At 71.0% G+C, this 15,235-nt stretch carries 14 protein-coding genes; 7 read left to right on the top strand and 7 right to left on the bottom strand.

The genetic code is table 11. The annotated features are described in order from the left end of the window. Window positions 1-4: 4 nt before the first annotated feature. Together bldC and AB0K18_RS46110 are read right to left on the bottom strand one after the other, a co-directional pair. Window positions 5-208 carry a developmental transcriptional regulator BldC gene (gene bldC, locus AB0K18_RS46105; RefSeq protein ID WP_013133571.1) on the bottom strand — a complete coding sequence of 68 codons (204 nt, stop codon included), beginning with the start codon at window positions 206-208 and terminating at the stop codon, window positions 5-7. A gap of 321 nt (window positions 209-529) precedes the next feature. Beyond that, window positions 530-1,393 carry a hypothetical protein gene (locus AB0K18_RS46110; RefSeq protein ID WP_364928227.1) on the bottom strand — a complete coding sequence of 288 codons (864 nt, stop codon included), beginning with the start codon at window positions 1,391-1,393 and terminating at the stop codon, window positions 530-532. Between the two features lie 109 nt (window positions 1,394-1,502). On the opposite strand from AB0K18_RS46110, the gene AB0K18_RS46115 reads away from it, so the two are divergent. Then, the gene (locus AB0K18_RS46115) at window positions 1,503-2,582 is read left to right on the top strand and encodes a Glu/Leu/Phe/Val dehydrogenase dimerization domain-containing protein (protein WP_364928230.1); all 1,080 of its coding nucleotides are present in this window, start codon (window positions 1,503-1,505) and stop codon (window positions 2,580-2,582) included. A 151-nt stretch (window positions 2,583-2,733) separates the two neighbouring features. Further along, window positions 2,734-2,964, top strand: coding sequence for a DUF3073 domain-containing protein (locus tag AB0K18_RS46120; protein ID WP_080047438.1), 231 nt, complete (start codon window positions 2,734-2,736; stop codon window positions 2,962-2,964). A gap of 177 nt (window positions 2,965-3,141) precedes the next feature. On the opposite strand, the gene purM is transcribed toward AB0K18_RS46120, so the two are convergent. Both purM and purF read right to left on the bottom strand, forming a co-directional pair. Next, on the bottom strand, window positions 3,142-4,167 hold the full coding sequence (purM, locus tag AB0K18_RS46125; RefSeq protein ID WP_364928233.1) for a phosphoribosylformylglycinamidine cyclo-ligase: 1,026 nt from the start codon (window positions 4,165-4,167) through the stop codon (window positions 3,142-3,144). Beyond that, window positions 4,164-5,600, bottom strand: a complete 1,437-nt coding sequence (gene purF / locus AB0K18_RS46130) for an amidophosphoribosyltransferase (RefSeq protein WP_364384210.1) — start codon at window positions 5,598-5,600, stop codon at window positions 4,164-4,166. The genes purM and purF overlap by 4 nt, the downstream gene beginning before the upstream one ends. Window positions 5,601-5,859: 259 nt before the next feature. Here purF and AB0K18_RS46135 point away from each other — a divergent pair, with 259 nt between their 5' ends. Beyond that, window positions 5,860-7,002 carry a DUF4190 domain-containing protein gene (locus AB0K18_RS46135; protein WP_364928236.1) on the top strand — a complete coding sequence of 381 codons (1,143 nt, stop codon included), beginning with the start codon at window positions 5,860-5,862 and terminating at the stop codon, window positions 7,000-7,002. Window positions 7,003-7,005: 3 nt separating this feature from the next. Here the strand turns inward: AB0K18_RS46135 and AB0K18_RS46140 are convergent, their stop codons facing one another. Further along, window positions 7,006-7,443, bottom strand: a complete 438-nt coding sequence (locus AB0K18_RS46140; RefSeq protein WP_364928239.1) for a sterol carrier family protein — start codon at window positions 7,441-7,443, stop codon at window positions 7,006-7,008. 114 nt (window positions 7,444-7,557) lie between these two features. Between AB0K18_RS46140 and AB0K18_RS46145 the strand changes: the two genes are divergently transcribed. Together AB0K18_RS46145 and AB0K18_RS46150 are read left to right on the top strand one after the other, a co-directional pair. Then, window positions 7,558-9,630, top strand: coding sequence for a PhoX family phosphatase (locus tag AB0K18_RS46145; RefSeq protein WP_364928242.1), 2,073 nt, complete (start codon window positions 7,558-7,560; stop codon window positions 9,628-9,630). Between the two features lie 34 nt (window positions 9,631-9,664). Beyond that, window positions 9,665-11,545 (top strand): ABC transporter ATP-binding protein, encoded by a 1,881-nt coding sequence (locus AB0K18_RS46150; RefSeq protein ID WP_364928244.1) that lies wholly within the window; start codon window positions 9,665-9,667, stop codon window positions 11,543-11,545. Here the strand turns inward: AB0K18_RS46150 and AB0K18_RS46155 are convergent. Further along, window positions 11,497-12,819, bottom strand: a complete 1,323-nt coding sequence (locus AB0K18_RS46155) for an MFS transporter (RefSeq protein WP_364928246.1) — start codon at window positions 12,817-12,819, stop codon at window positions 11,497-11,499. The two genes, AB0K18_RS46150 and AB0K18_RS46155, sit on opposite strands and share 49 nt — an antisense overlap. On the opposite strand from AB0K18_RS46155, the gene AB0K18_RS46160 reads away from it, so the two are divergent. Both AB0K18_RS46160 and AB0K18_RS46165 read left to right on the top strand, forming a co-directional pair. Next, on the top strand, window positions 12,760-13,053 hold the full coding sequence (locus AB0K18_RS46160) for a TetR family transcriptional regulator (RefSeq protein ID WP_364928249.1): 294 nt from the start codon (window positions 12,760-12,762) through the stop codon (window positions 13,051-13,053). The genes AB0K18_RS46155 and AB0K18_RS46160 overlap by 60 nt on opposite strands. Next, window positions 13,038-13,784, top strand: a complete 747-nt coding sequence (locus AB0K18_RS46165) for a methylenetetrahydrofolate reductase (protein WP_364928251.1) — start codon at window positions 13,038-13,040, stop codon at window positions 13,782-13,784. The genes AB0K18_RS46160 and AB0K18_RS46165 overlap by 16 nt, the downstream gene beginning before the upstream one ends. Here AB0K18_RS46165 and AB0K18_RS46170 read toward each other — a convergent pair. Next, window positions 13,751-15,214: an MFS transporter gene (locus AB0K18_RS46170; RefSeq protein WP_364928254.1), complete on the bottom strand. Its 1,464-nt coding sequence runs from the start codon at window positions 15,212-15,214 to the stop codon at window positions 13,751-13,753. The two genes, AB0K18_RS46165 and AB0K18_RS46170, sit on opposite strands and share 34 nt — an antisense overlap. Between the last annotated feature and the right edge of the window lie 21 nt (window positions 15,215-15,235).

The raw sequence follows: 15,235 nt of genomic DNA on the forward strand, positions 1-15,235 counted from the left end.
CCCGCTACTCGGAGCGCTGCTGCGGAATGCCCGCGAGCAGCGCCCGAACCTCGGTCTCCCGGTAACGCCGATGACCGCCCAGGGTACGAATCGACGTCAACTTGCCCGCCTTGGCCCACCGCGTAACGGTCTTGGGGTCGACCCTGAACATGGTCGCGACCTCAGCGGGCGTGAGCAGTGGCTCGGCCTCGGGTGTACGAGCTGACATTTGTGCGGCCTCTCCTCCGTGTGGACCGGCTTGCGATCCTGTGACTGCCTTTGCGCGTGTCACGGATGTCCCCCTATGGCGCAGAGCGTGCGGCTTTTCTGAGCCATATGCGGCATCACCCGATGTGACCATACCGCCACTCAGAGCGATTGGCGAGCCCTTCTTTGACCCAGCTGCCCGCCCCCGTGGCCATGTCACGCTCGGTGATTCTAGCGACACGGTTCGTGGTATCGCAGTGAAAACGGCAAACTACTCAGTTCGCAGAAGAGAGCAGCCGCGAGACGTGACCTACTCATGCAGGTCAGACGGCCGTATTGGGGCTCAGTTGGCAGATTCCAGCAGTTGCATTGACTTCCACCGCAGGATGACCCTCTGGTACATGGCGTAGGCAAGTTCTTCTTGACCCGTGTCCAGTCCCGTCAAAGCGGCAGAAAGCTCCGCAACCGACTGGTCGGCCTGCAGCGCGTCGTCGTTCATCAGGTGGACGAGACCGCCGTAGTCGAGCTCGACGAGGGAGTGCGGGTGGAACTCCTCCAGCCACCTGGCGATGTCCTCGACCTCAAGATTGGCCGCCGCGTCGCCCAGATGCCGGCGCAGCACGTTGAGTGCGCGGGCCGCCCGCCTCCTGGCCTGTGCCATGGAGGTGACGTAGATGAGGTTACGGCCCGTAGCGGTCGTCACGTCCTGTCCCGGGTTGGCGGAGCCGAGCACCAGCCAGCGCTCGTTTCCATCAAACGGCACGAACCACGACGGCGGCACATGCCACGCCGTGGTGCGGATGTGGGTGCGCAACGCGGCCGAACCGGCCTTCCTCTTGTACCGGTCGAAGTCGTCGGCCGTCTGGTCGGCGATCGCCTTCGGCACGAGGTGGTCCATGACTTTCTGCGGTGTGGTGCCACGAAGCCGTGAGAACGCCAGCCACGAGCGCAAACGCGTCTGCCAAGGACAGACATAGAGACGGTCCTCAACGCGCCGGAGATAGGCGTTGGGGCTCTCCTGGGCGGGAACGGGTTGAGGGGGCGTGCCGAGCAGACGCATGACCGACTCGCCATGCTCCGCATTGAGCGCGTTCGCGCGGCGCGGGCGGTCACGTGAGTCGGCGTAGTCGGCCCACACCTTGCGCTCGGACTCGGCGAACGCGGTCAGTGGCTCATAGACACGGAGGTAGGCGGCATAGGGCAGCACGGAGGCATCGTGTCACGAAGCGAACCTGCGTGCACCGTCGTGTCTCTTACTACTCTGTGAGGTGATCTCCGCCGCAAAGGAGCGGTGGACCGGACAGGGAGTCACTACCGTGACCGACGTCTTCGGAGCGTCCCACAAGGACGTCCACGAGCAGGTCGTCTTCTGCGCCGACGAGCAGAGCGGCCTGCGTGCCATCATCGCCATCCACAACACGGCCCTCGGCCCTGCCCTCGGGGGCACGCGGTTCTACCCGTACGGCAGCGAGCAGGAGGCCCTGACCGACGTGCTCAACCTCGCCAAGGGCATGGCCTACAAGAACGCGCTGGCCGGCCTCGACCTGGGCGGGGGCAAGGCCGTCATCATCGGCGACCCGGCCCGTGACAAGAGCGAGGCGCTGCTGCGCGCGTACGGCAGGTTCGTCCAGTCGCTCGGCGGGCGCTACATCACCGCCTGCGACGTGGGCACCTACAGCGAGGACATGGACATCGTCGCCCGCGAGTGCCGCTTCGTCACCGGACGCACGGTGGCCCACGGCGGCGCCGGCGACTCCTCGATCCTCACCGCCTTCGGCGTGTTCCAGGGCATGCGCGCCTCCGCCGAGCGCGTCTACGGCACGCCGTCGCTGCGCGGCAGGCGGGTCGGCGTCGAGGGGGTCGGCAAGGTGGGCCACCGCCTGGTCGAGCTGCTGCGCGAGGACGGCGCCGAGGTCGTGATCTGCGACGTCTCGCCCCAGGCGATCGAGCGGGTGCGGCTGCGTCATCCCGAGGTCGGCGTGGTGGCCGACGCGCGGGCGCTCATGACCTCCGACATCGACGTGTTCGCGCCCTGCGCGCTGGGCGGCGCGCTCGACGACGACTCGGTGGCGGGGCTGCGCGCCAAGATCGTCTGTGGTGCGGCCAACAACCAGCTCGCCCATCCCGGCGTCGAGAAGCAACTCGCCGAACGCGGCATCCTCTACGCGCCCGACTACGTCGTCAACTCCGGCGGCGTGATCCAGGTCGCCGACGAGATCGGCGGCTTCGACATGGAACGCGCCAGGTCGAAGGCGGCCCAGATCTACGACACGACTCTGAAGATCTTCGCGATCGCGGCAGAGGAGGGCGTTCCTCCCGCCGTGGCAGCGGATAGGCTGGCCGAGCGCAGAATGTCGGAAGTCGGGCGTATTCGGGCCATTTGGCTGGGCCACTGACGCCCCGCGCCCATACGACGTACCGAGCTGGGCACAAAACAGGTACGGTAATAGGCGAACGATAGGCTGACGCCCAAAGTCAGGCGGCGTCAGTGAGTGGTGCGTTAGCGACGAGGGGTCGGGGACGACCCCACACGAGGGGGTCGAGCCAATGGGGCGCGGCCGAGCAAAGGCCAAGCAGGTCAAGGTTGCTCGCCAGCTGAAGTACAACAGCGGTGGCACGGATCTTGACCGTCTTCGCGACGAACTCGGGGTCGGAGACTCCAGCCGCAATGACGACGCCGACGACCTCAACGATGAGCTGGCTGATCGCTATGCCGATTACGCCGATGACTATGGCGCCGGAGACGACGACGATGGCCGTACGTCCGGCCGCCGATAGCCGTTCTCCTGGTTGCTGCGACCGGTTGCACTGACCGGTTGATGTGATCGAGGACTCGGCGTGGGCACGCCGGAACCTCGTTCACGCTCGTCGGGCCCCACGGGTGACCGTGGGGCTTTCGTCACGTTCTTCAGCACAATGGCCCGGCCGTTCCACGGCCGGGCCATCTGTGCGTGGTCAGCGGTAGCGGGCCTGCCCGCCGCCCGGCACGACCTCGCCCAGCACCCAGGCGTCGAGACCGCGCCCGGCCAGCAGCCTGATCGCCGCGTCGGCCGCGCCGGCCGGGACGATCGCGGCCATGCCGACGCCGAGGTTGAACGTCTTGTCCATGTCCTGCTGGGCGATGCGGCCGTGGCCCGCCAGCACGCCGAAGATCGCCGGAGGCGTCCACGACGAGCGGTCGAGCACCGCGTCGAGGTGTCCGGGCAGCGAGCGGGCCAGGTTGCCCTCGATGCCGCCGCCGGTGATGTGCGCGTACGCGTGCACCTCCACCTGCCTGGCCAGCTCCAGGCAGTCGAGCGCGTAGATGCGCGTCGGCTCCAGCAGCTCCTCGCCGAGCGGCCGGCCCAGCTCGGGCAGGACCGCGTCGAGCGACAGGTCAGCCTCGCGCAGCACGTGGCGTACGAGCGAGTAGCCGTTGGAGTGCACCCCCGACGACGCCAGCCCCAGCACCACGTCGCCCGCCTCGACCCGGTCGGGGCCGAGCAGCGCGTCGGCCTCGACGACGCCGGTGCCGGCGCCCGCGAGGTCGTATTCGTCGGGGCCCATCGCGCCGGGGTGCTCGGCCGTCTCGCCGCCCACCAGCGCCGCCCCGGCGAGCCGGCAGCCCTCCGCCACGCCGCCGACGATCTCGGCGATGCGCTCGGGCACCACCTTGCCGCAGGCCACGTAGTCGGTCATGAACAGCGGCTCGGCCCCGCACACCACCAGGTCGTCGAGGACCATGCCGACCAGGTCGATGCCGATCGTGTCGTGCTTGCCGTAACGCTGGGCGAGCATCACCTTGGTGCCGACGCCGTCGGTGGACGACGCCAGCAGCGGCCGCTTGTAGCGCAGCAGCGCCGAGGCGTCGAAGAGACCGGCGAAGCCGCTCGCGTCGTCGACCACCTCGGGCCGCCGCGAGCGCGCCACCTTGTCCTTCATCAGCGCGACGGCCCGCTCGCCCGCCTCGATGTCGACGCCCGCCGCCTCGTACGTACTCACGCCTTGCTCTCCAACACGAACTTGCCCACGTTGTCCTGGTCGATCGGGATCGGGTACTCGCCCGTGAAGCAGGCCCGGCAGAGCCGGTCGGACGGGATGGTGGTGGCCTTGGTCAGCCCCTCGAGGGAGATGTAGCCGAGCGAGTCGGCGCCCAGCGAGGCCCTGATCTCCTCCACCGTCAGCGAGCCCGCGATCAGCTCCGCCCTGGTGGCGAAGTCGATGCCGTAGAAGCACGGCCAGGCCACCGGCGGCGACGAGATGCGGACGTGCACCTCGCGTGCCCCCGCCTCCCGCAGCATCCTGACGATGGCCCGCTGCGTGTTGCCGCGCACGATCGAGTCGTCCACGACGACCAGCCGCTTGCCCTCCACGACCTCGCGCAGCGGGTTGAGCTTGAGCCTGATGCCGAGCTGGCGGATGGTCTGCGAGGGCTGGATGAACGTACGGCCCACGTAGGAGTTCTTCACCAGGCCCTGGCCGTAGGGGATGCCGCTCTCCTCGGCGTAGCCGACCGCCGCCGGCGTGCCCGACTCGGGGGTCGGGATGACCAGGTCGGCCTCCACCGGGTGCTCCCTGGCCAGCACGCGGCCCACCTCGACCCGGGTGACCTGCACGCCGCGACCGGCGATGGTGGTGTCGGGGCGGGCGAGGTAGACGTACTCGAACAGGCAGCCCTTCGGCTCGGCGAGCGCGAAGCGGCGGGACCTGACCCCGCGCTCGTCGATCGTCAGCAGCTCGCCCGGCTCGATCTCGCGGACGAACGTCGCGCCCACGATGTCGAGGGCCGCCGTCTCCGAGGCCACCACCCAGCCGCGCTCCAGGCGGCCGAGCACCATCGGGCGGATGCCCTGCGGGTCGCGGGCCGCGTACAGCGTGCGCTCGTCCATGAAGACCAGCGAGTAGGCGCCCTTGACCTGCGGGAGCAGCTCGGCCGCCGCGTCCTCGACGGACCTGCTGCGGTCCTGCGCGAGCAGGGTCGTCAGGACCTCGGTGTCGGTGGTGGCGCGCGTGGAGCCGGGAGCCAGGCGCTGCGCCAGCTCAGGGGTGTTGATCAGGTTGCCGTTGTGGGCCAGCGCGAGGCCGCCCTCCTCGGTGGAGCTCAGCGTGGGTTGCGCGTTCTCCCACACGCTGGAGCCGGTCGTGGAGTAGCGGCAGTGTCCGATGGCCAGGTGGCCGCGCAGGGTGCTGAGCACCGACTCGTCGAAGACCTGGGCCACCAGGCCCATGTCCTTGTAGACGAGAATGCGGCTGCCCTCGCTGACCGCGATGCCCGCGGACTCCTGTCCGCGGTGCTGCAACGCGTACAGCCCGTAGTAGGTGAGTTTGGAAACTTCCTCGCCCGGAGCCCAGACGCCGAAGACGCCACAGGCGTCTTTAGGTGCGCGGTCGTGGGGGTCCAGGTCATGGCCGAGCCGGCCGTCGCCCTTCAGCACATGCCTCAGTCTAGGTTGGGCGCTTCCGTGCTCGCACACCTGGGGGTGAATCTGCGGGCATGCGTTGACCTGGCCGCATTCGTACCGTGCTCCGGTTCGGTCACGCGCTCGTCGCCCGGCCGTTCCTTACTCGTTCCCTGACGTTTTGTCACACGGTGACCCAGAGATGAGGATGCTCTTACCGTGTCGTGCGGTTTAGCGGGCGCTCTCCGCGAAAGGGTGAACTATCCGGCATGCAGACCCGTCGGGAGACGCAGACGTGACCACACCTGGGGACCCCAACGAGCCCCGCCCGGGGCAGGACCGGCGTCCAGAGCACCAGCAGGAATCAGAGTGGTGGAGCGAGGGCACCCTGCCGGACGACCGGTCCGACGAGGAGCCTGAGCGCCCGGGCGAGGAGCCCAGGCGGCCCGGTGAGGAGCCCAGGCGGCCGGGTGAGGAGCCGCGGCCCGGTGCGGAGCCCAGGGAGCCGGCGGACGAGCCGATCGCGCCCGCGCCGCCCGTGGTGCCGCCGCCCGATGTGCCGCCGACCCACGAGCCCAGACCATCCGGGCAACCCTCCCATCCCGACCTGCCGACGGCCCCCGAGACGCCGCAGCCGACCGGCGCGGGTCCGTCCGAGACCTCACAGCCCGTGCAGCCCGTGCGGCGGGACGTGGAGGAGACGCAGGTGTTCCCGATCCCCGGGGCGACGCCCACCTATCCGGGGTGGGGGCGGGAGCAGGAGGAGGGTGAGCCGCCGGGCAGGCAGCAGCCCTCACGCTACGAGCAGGGCGACCAGCCGCACTTCGCGCCGCCGGGCGAGAGCTCGCGCTGGGAGGGCGGCCAGGCGGGCACGCCGCCGCCCGGCGGAGGACCGGCAGGCACGCCGCCGCACGGGGCGGGGGAGTACCGCGGCGACCAGGCGCATCCTGGCGAGGAGCAGGAGCGACGCGACCAGGCGTATCGGCAGGACGAGGACCAGACGATCCCGGGGACGACGCCCTCCAGCCCGTACGGCGGCCCGCCCGGCTACCCGCCGCCCCCGCCCCCAGGCACGCCCTACGGCCCCTCAGGCGGCCAGTACGGCCAGTACGGCCCCTACCAGCAGCCCCGCCCTGGCAGCGGCCTGGCGACGGCCTCGCTCGTGCTGGGCGTGGCGAGCCCGTTCCTGGTGTTCGTCTGCTTCACGGGCCTGATCACCGCCATCCTGTCGATCATCTTCGGCTGCGTGGCCCTGGCCAAGCGGGTGGGCAAGGGCCGCGCGATCGCCGGCATCGTGATCAGCGCGCTGTCGCTGGTCCTGTTCGCGATCGTGGCGATCTGGTTCTGGAACGTCGTGCAGGAGTGCGCCCAGTTGCCGAGCCCGATGGCGGACCGGTGCTTCGAGTCGAAGTTCCCGTGGATGAGCGGCACCAGGTAGGGGCTAGAGCGGCAGGTGGGCCGAGAGGTCGGCGCGGGAGCCGCTGGCGGAGACGGCGCCCTTGGCGACCGCTTCGTCCCAGGTGAGGTGCCCGAGCGCGAGCTCGATCCAGGTGCGGCCGTCCATCTCGACGACGTTGGGCGGGGTGCCGCGCGTGTGGCGGGGCCCCGCGACGGCCTGGACGGCGGCGTACGGCGGCACGCGCACCTCGACGGTGCGGCCCGGCGCGGCGGTGGCGAGCTTGTCGAGCAGGTGGCGCACGGCCTGCCTGGCGGCGTCGCGTTCCGGCCGCAGCCCGCGGTCGTAGGCGGCGAGCACGGCGGCGACGAGCGCGTCGGGGAGCGCGGAGGCGGGGCCGTCGTAGGGGGGCTCGTCGAGGGCGACGAGCTGGCCGTCGAGCGCGGCTCTCAGCTTTTCCTGGTCCAGCTTGCGTGGAGGCACCTCACCATTGTCTCCCTGTCAGCGTTCATCGGGATGGAGGTCGTCGTTCACCCGCGGTTTCGACGGCGCCCGTAGCCTCCCCGCCGTACAACTGCGCTTTTTCCTGGAGGACCTGTGGCGAACCCCAACGCGGGAGGCCGGCTGCTACCGCTGCTTTCCACCCCGCACAAAGGTGGCCGTTCCGCGCTGACCTGTCAGTTCCGCTGCGGCAACGCGTGCGCTCACGACGTGGCCAACACCACGGACAACGCCTACTTCGGCGACGTGGTTAAGGAGGCCCTGTCGCGCCGCGGCGTGCTGCGGGCGGGCGCGCTCGGCGCGCTGGTCGCGGGTGCGGGCCTCGCGGGGGCGGTGCCGGCGCTCGCGGACGGGCAGGCGGAGCCGGCGGCGGCCCGTCCTGGCAGGCCGGGCGGCGGCCGTTCCGACCTGCGCTTCACCCCGGTGCCGCCGAACAAGGAGGACGCGCTGCGCGTCCCCGACGGCTACAAGTCCTCGGTGGTGGTGCGCTGGGGCGACCCGGTGCTGCCCGACGCGCCGGAGTTCGACTTCGACGGCCAGACGCCTGAGGCGCAGGGCAAGCAGTTCGGCTACAACTGCGACTACGTGACGCTGTTCCCCATGGGCGACGATCGGGCGCTGATGTGGGTCAACCATGAGTACACCGACGAGAGCCTCATGTTCCGCGGCTACACCGGCGGCGCTGAGGCGACCGAGGAGCAGATCAGGATCGGGCTGGCCGCGCACGGCGGCTCGGTCGTGGAGATCGAGCGGGCCGGCGGCAGCGGCCAGTGGAAGCTGGTGACCAAGGGGCGCCGCCGCTACAACCGGCGCATCACGGCGCAGACCAAGATGCGCTTCACCGGCCCCGCGGCCGGGCACGAACTGCTGCGCACGGCCGCCGACCCGAAGGGCCGCACGCCCATCGGCATGCTGAACAACTGCTCGGGCGGCACCACGCCGTGGAAGACGGTGCTGACCGCCGAGGAGAACGTCGACCAGTACTTCGTCAACGGCGACAAGGTGCCCGCGGCGCAGAAGCCGTACATCGAGCGCTACACGATCACGACGGGCGTGCCCGAGGAGAGCCGCCGCTTCGACCGGGTGGAGGAGCGCTTCGACCTGGCCAAGCATCCGCACGAGGCCAACCGCTTCGGGTGGATCGTGGAGATCGACCCGTTCGACCCCGACTCCACGCCGGTCAAGCGCACCGCGCTCGGCCGGTTCAAGCACGAGGCGGCGACGACCACGCTGTCCCGCGACGGCCACCTGGTCGTCTACATGGGGGACGACTCGCGGTTCGAGTACATCTACAAGTTCGTCTCCAAGGATCGCTACCGGCCGGGCAACGACCGGCACAACCGCTCGCTGCTGGACGAGGGCACCCTGTACGTCGCCAAGTTCACCGGCGACAGCCCCGAGAAGGAGATCGACGGGTCGGGCAAGCTGCCGAAGGACAAGGAGTTCGACGGCTCGGGCGAGTGGATCCCGCTGGTGTCGGGCGACCGGTCGTACGTGAAGGGCATGTCGGCGGCCGAGGTGCTGGTCTACACGCGGGTCGCGGCCGACAAGGTCGGCGCCACGAAGATGGACAGGCCCGAGGACATCGAGCGCAACCCGGTCACCGGCGGCGTGTTCGTGGCGCTGACCAACAACACCAACCGCACCCCCGCCCAGGTGGACGAGGCCAACCCGCGCCCTTCGAACAAGCACGGCCACGTGCTGGAGATCACCGAGCGCCGCGACGACGCGGGCGCGCGGCGCTTCGCCTGGTCGCTGGTGCTGGTCTGCGGCGACCCGAAGGACGCCACGACCTACTTCGCCGGGTACGACAAGAGCAAGGTCTCGCCGATCTCCTGCCCGGACAACGTGACGTTCGACAAGGACGGCAACCTGTGGATCTCCACGGACGGCAACGAGCTGGGCTCCAACGACGGCCTGTTCGTGATGCCGGTCGAGGGTAAGGAGCGGGGTCACCTGCGCCAGTTCCTGACGGTCCCGGTGGGCGCGGAGACCTGCGGCCCGCTGGTGACGAGCGACCAGCGCAGCGTGTTCGTGGCGGTGCAGCACCCGGGCGAGATCGACGGCGCCACGCCGGACAACCCCGGCAGCCGCTGGCCCGACGGCGACCAGCCGCGCCCCGCGGTGGCGGTGGTCTGGCACGGCAAGGGCAGGAAGATCGGCGGTTGACCTCAACTTAAGTAGAGGTCGTACTGTCCATGCCATGAGCATGGAGATGACCGCCTGGCACCAGCTTTACTCGATGAACAACCAGCAGGAGCGTCGTCCGCTGTCGCGGGCGACGCTCCGCCGCATCGCCGGGTTCGCCCGTCCCCACCGCACCAAGATCACGCTGTTCCTGCTGCTCAGCGTGTTGCTCGCGGGCCTCGCCGTGGGCTCTCCGCTGCTCGCGGGCCGGGTGGTGGACGCCATCTTCAACGGCGAGCCGCTCGGCGTGGTGGTGAGCGTGGCGCTGCTGATCGCGGGGCTGGCCATCGCCGAGGCCGGGCTGGGGCTGCTGAACCGGTGGTTCTCCGCGGGGCTCGGCGAGGACCTCATCCTCGACCTGCGTACGGCCGTCTTCGACCACGTCCAGAAGATGCCGATCGCGTTCTTCACGAGGACCCGCACCGGCGCCCTGGTCAGCCGCCTGAACAACGACGTGATCGGCGCGCAGCGGGCCTTCACCGACACGCTGTCCGGCGTGGTGGGCAACCTGGTCACGCTGGTGCTGACACTGGTCGCGATGATCGGCATCTCGTGGCAGATCACGCTGCTCGCGCTGGTGCTCCTGCCCGTCTTCATGCTGCCGGCCCGGCGGATGGGCGGCAGGATCGCCCGGCTGCGGCGCGAGGCGGCCGACCACAACGCCGCCATGGGCACGCAGATGACCGAGCGGTTCTCGGCGCCGGGCGCGACGCTGATCAAGCTGTTCGGCCGGCCCGCGCACGAGTCGGCCGAGTTCGCGGGCAGGGCCCGCAGGGTGCGCGACATCGGCGTGCGCACCGCCATGACACAGACGGCGTTCGTCACGGCGCTGACCCTGGTCTCGGCGCTGGCCCTGGCCCTCGTGTACGGCCTCGGCGGCTTCTACGCCCTGCGCGGCCAGCTCGCCCCCGGCGCGGTCGTGGCGATGGCCATGCTCCTCACCCGCCTGTACGCCCCCCTGACCGCGCTGGCCAGCGCCCGCGTGGACGTCATGAGCGCGGTCGTCAGCTTCGAGCGCGTCTTCGAGGTGCTCGACCTGAAGCCGCTCATCCAGGAGCGCCCCGGCGCCGGCGAGGTGCCGGAAGGGCCGGTCTCGGTGGAGTTCGACGACGTGCGCTTCTCCTACCCCTCGGCCGACAAGGTCTCGCTGGCCTCGCTTGAGGAGGTGGCCGTGCTCGACTCGCGTGGCGGCGAGGAGGTGCTGCACGGGGTGTCGTTCCGTGCCGAGCCAGGGCAGATGGTGGCGCTGGTCGGCTCGTCGGGCGCGGGCAAGTCCACGATCGCGCAGCTGCTGCCCCGCCTGTACGACGTCGACGCGGGCGCCGTACGGCTCGGCGGGGTGGACGTGCGCGACCTGACCGCCGACACGATCCGCGACACGCTCGGCATGGTCACCCAGGACGGCCACCTCTTCCACGAGACCATCCGCGCCAACCTGCTGCTGGCCAGGCCGGAGGCGAGTGAGAACGACCTGTGGGACGCGCTGACCCGCGCCCGCCTGGCCACGCTCATCCAGTCGCTGCCCGACGGGCTCGACACGGTGGTGGGCGAGCGCGGCTACCGTCTGTCGGGCGGCGAGCGCCAGCGGCTCACGATCGCCAGGCTGCTGCTGGCCAGGCCGCGCGTGGTGATCCTGGACGAGGCGACCGCGGCGCTCGACTCGACCTCGGAGGCGGCGGTGCAGGCGGCCCTGGGCGAGGCGCTTGAGGGCAGGACCGCCGTGGTGATCGCGCACCGGCTGTCCACCGTGCGGGCGGCCGACCTGATCCTGGTGATCGAGGACGGCCGGGTGGTCGAGCGCGGCACGCACGCCGAGCTGCTCGCGGCGGGCGGCCGCTACGAGGAGCTCTACCGCACCCAGTTCGAGGACCCGACGGCGGCGGAGGCGGCCGCCTGAGGCCGCTGGGGGTCCACCGGGGCCTGCCGGTCGCGCCGCAGCGACAACAGGGCGATCGGCACCCCGGCCAGCACCACCACGGCCGCGATGACCAGCGTGAACCGGTAGCCGTCGAGGAAGCCGGCCACCGGCGGCAGGCCGCTCGCGCTCTGCCTGGCGTTCAGTATCGCCCCCAGGACGGTGACGCCGAGCAGGCCGAACACCTGGCGGGAGATGTTCAGTGCGCCTGAGGCGACGCCGGCGCGTTCGCCCGGCATGCCGTCGAGGACGGCCGCCGTCAGGGGGACGAGGAGGCCGCCGCCGAGGCCGTACAGGATGAACCAGGGGGCCACGTCGGCGTAGGTGCCGTCGGCGCCGACGCGGGAGAGCAGGAAGATCGCGGCGCTCATGAGCGCCATGCCGAGCGCGACCGTGCGGCCGACGCCGAGCCGCGCCGCGATCCGCTGTGACAGCACCGACAGCACACCCATGACCAGCGCCATCGGCACGAACGAGGCGCCGGCCGCGGTGGGGGAGAGCCCGAGCACGTTCTGCAGCCACAGGGCGCTGAAGAAGTAGATGCCGAACACGCCGAACGTCCAGACGCCGGTCGTCAGCAGGCCACCGGAGAACACCCGGGAGCGGAACAGCGACATCGAGATCATCGGCTCCGCCGCCCGCCGCTCGGCCAGCAGGAACGCCACCCCCGCCACCACGGCCACCCCGAGGGAGGCGAGGATCGGGGCCGAGGTCCAGCCGGCGCTCTCGCCCTCGATGAGCCCGTACGTCAGCGCGAACAGGGCCAGCGCCGACGTGACCAGGCCCGGCAGGTCGAGGTCGCGCCGCACGCGCGCGCCGGCCGGCTTGACGGCCCACAGCGCGAGCCCGGCCGTCACCACGCCGATGGGCACGTTGATGAGGTAGATCCAGCCCCAGGTGGGCAGGTGCTCGCTGATGAAGCCGCCCGTGACGGGCCCGAGCGCCATCGCGAGCGGCCCCGACGCGCTCCAGATGCCCACGGCCCGGCCGCGCTCGCGGGGGTCGGTGAAGATCTGCCGGATCAGCGCCAGCGTGGTCGGCGTGAGCAGGGCCGCGCCGACGCCCTGCACGGCGCGGGCGGCGATCAGCATGCCGCCGGAGGTCGCGAGTCCGGCCGCCAGCGAGGCCAGCGTGAAGACCGCCAGCCCGCCGAGGAAGACCCCCTGGAGGTCGGTGACGCAGAAGGGCTCGAGGCGGTGACCATCCGGCGCCTGGCCGCCGACCTGGGTGTCACCCCGATGGCCCTCTACTGGCACTACAAGAACAAGGAACAACTGATCATCGGCATGGCCGACCACCTGATCAGCCCGTTCGCGCCCAAGGAGGCCGACGATCGGCCGTGGCAGGAGCAGTTGCGCGACCTCACCCAGGGCCTGGTCGGCACCCTGCGCGCCTACCCCTGCGCGAAGACCGTGCGTCGACCTCGTACTCAGCGGCATAGAGGCGCTCGCGGCCAGGCGTTAGAGTCTCGATCATGGCCTTCGAGCTGATCTGCGAGATCGAACCACCCACCCGGCCCGATCTGAAGCGCGTCAGGCACCAGATCGGCACGTTGAGCACCATCGCGAGCGCCTTCCTCATCCCCGACAACCACATCGGCCGGGCCACCGTGTCGAGCGTGGCCGTGGCGCACGAGGTCGAGGCGATGGGCGGGCGGGGCATCGCGTGCCTCAACTCGCGCGACCGCAACCTGCTCGGCTTCCGCCGCGACCTGCTGACGGCCGCCGCGTACGGGGTCGAGCGGTTCCTGTTCGTCTACGGTGACAAGCCAACCAGCGGCAACCGCACCAGCGACCTGACCGTGCGCTCGATGATCGAGGAGGCGCGGGCGTTCTCGCCCGGCTTCCACGTGGGCGCCGCCGCCGCGCTGCGCCCGCTGCCGGCCTGGAAGCGTACGGCCGACTTCCTGTTCTCCCAGGTCAGCTTCTCGGTGGAGGCCCAGTTGCGCTGGCGCGAGGAGCATCCGGCCGACGTGCCGGTCTATGCCGGCGTGATGGTGCTGGCCGGCGAGCGGCACGCCCGCACGCTGGCCGCCGCCATCCCCGACATCGCGATCCCCGACGAGCTCGTGGCCGCGGTGGCCGCCGACCGGGCGGCGGGCGTCGAGGCCGCGTGCGAGCAGGTGCTGGCGCTGCGCGACAGCGGGGCGTTCGCCGGGGTGCACCTCATCCCGGTCGCCCGTTACCGTCAGGTCGAGGCGCGGCTGGCCGGCGCGCTCTGAGGCCGCGCCAGAGCCGCCAGCACCGCGCCCGCCAGGGCCACGGCGAAGAGCACCGCGTACGCCCGCTGGAAGCCGTCCATGAGCTGCCCCACGGCCACCGGTGAGAGCGTGGAGAGCGTGCCCGCGTAGACCTGGGCACGCAGCTCCGGCCCCACCGAGGCGGTCAGCACGGTGAGCGACAGGCCGACGCTGATCACGATGCCGACGTTCATCACCATCACCCGCAGCCCGTTGACCACGCCCAGGCTCCCGGCCGGCAGCGCGGTCATCACCTGCGTGGTGTTGCCGGTGAGGAACGTTCCGCTGCCGCAGCCGGCCACGAACAGCCCGATGCCGATCACCCAGTACGGCGTGCCCGCCCCCGCCGTCACCATCAGCGTGCCGAGCCCGGCCGCGCTGAGCAGTGCGCCCCCGATGGACAGCGCGTACGGCGACACCCGCCGCCCCAGCATGCCCACGATCGGCGAGGCCAGCCCGATCCCCACCGGCACGGGCAGCACGCTCAGCCCCGCCTCGAACGCGCCCACGCCGCGCGCCGCCTGGAAGTACAGCGCCACGACCAGGATCAGCGCGGAGCGCGCCAGCGCGTTGCAGAACGAGGCCAGGTTCGCGCACGCCAGCAGCCGCCCGCCGAACAACCGCAGGTCCAGCACCGGGTTCGCGGAGCGCCGCTCGGCCACCACGATCAGCGGCACCGCCACGACGAACACGGCCACCCCGACGATCACGACAGGGCTGCCCGGCCCCCGCGACCCGGCCTCCGACAGCGCCAGCAGCAGCGCCGACAGGGCGGCGAACACCAGCACGTTGCCCAGCGCGTCCACCGGCTGCCTGGGCCGCCGCGGCATCTTGCGCAAGATCGCCGCCCCGACGCCGAGCGCGAGCAGCCCGGCGGGCACGTTCACCCAGAAGATCCACTGCCAGCCGGCCGTCTCAGCGATGAGGCCGCCCACGGTCGGCCCGGCGAGCTGGGCGACCGACATCGTGCCGATGTAGACGCCCATGCCCTGGCTGAGCCGCTCTGGCGGGAACGCGTCAGTGATGATCACCGTGCCGTTCGCCAGGATCATGGCCGCGCCGGCCGCCTGTAACACCCGCATCGCGATCAGGAACCCGACGCTCGGCGACAGCCCCGCCAGCAGCGAGGCCAGCGTGAACAGCGCGAACCCGGCCAGATAGACCTCGCGCCGGCCCAGCAGGTCGGCCACCCGGCCGAAGAACACCAGGCTCGCGGTGTTGACCAGCAGGAACGCCAGCAGGATCCAGCCCGACTCCAGCGGGCCCGCCTGGAAGTGCCGCACGACCGCGGGCAGCGCCACGTTCAGGGTGCTGCCGGCGATGCCGATGAGGACCAGGCCCAGGCTGGTGACCGCGCAGACCCGCCAGGCGTAGCGCAGGCGGGTGGCGTCGTGGGGGGTGACCGCGACCATGACCTCCATCATGACGTACGA

Source organism: Nonomuraea sp. NPDC049421, assembly GCF_040677005.1.
Classification (GTDB): Bacteria; Actinomycetota; Actinomycetes; order Streptosporangiales; family Streptosporangiaceae; genus Nonomuraea; species Nonomuraea salmonea.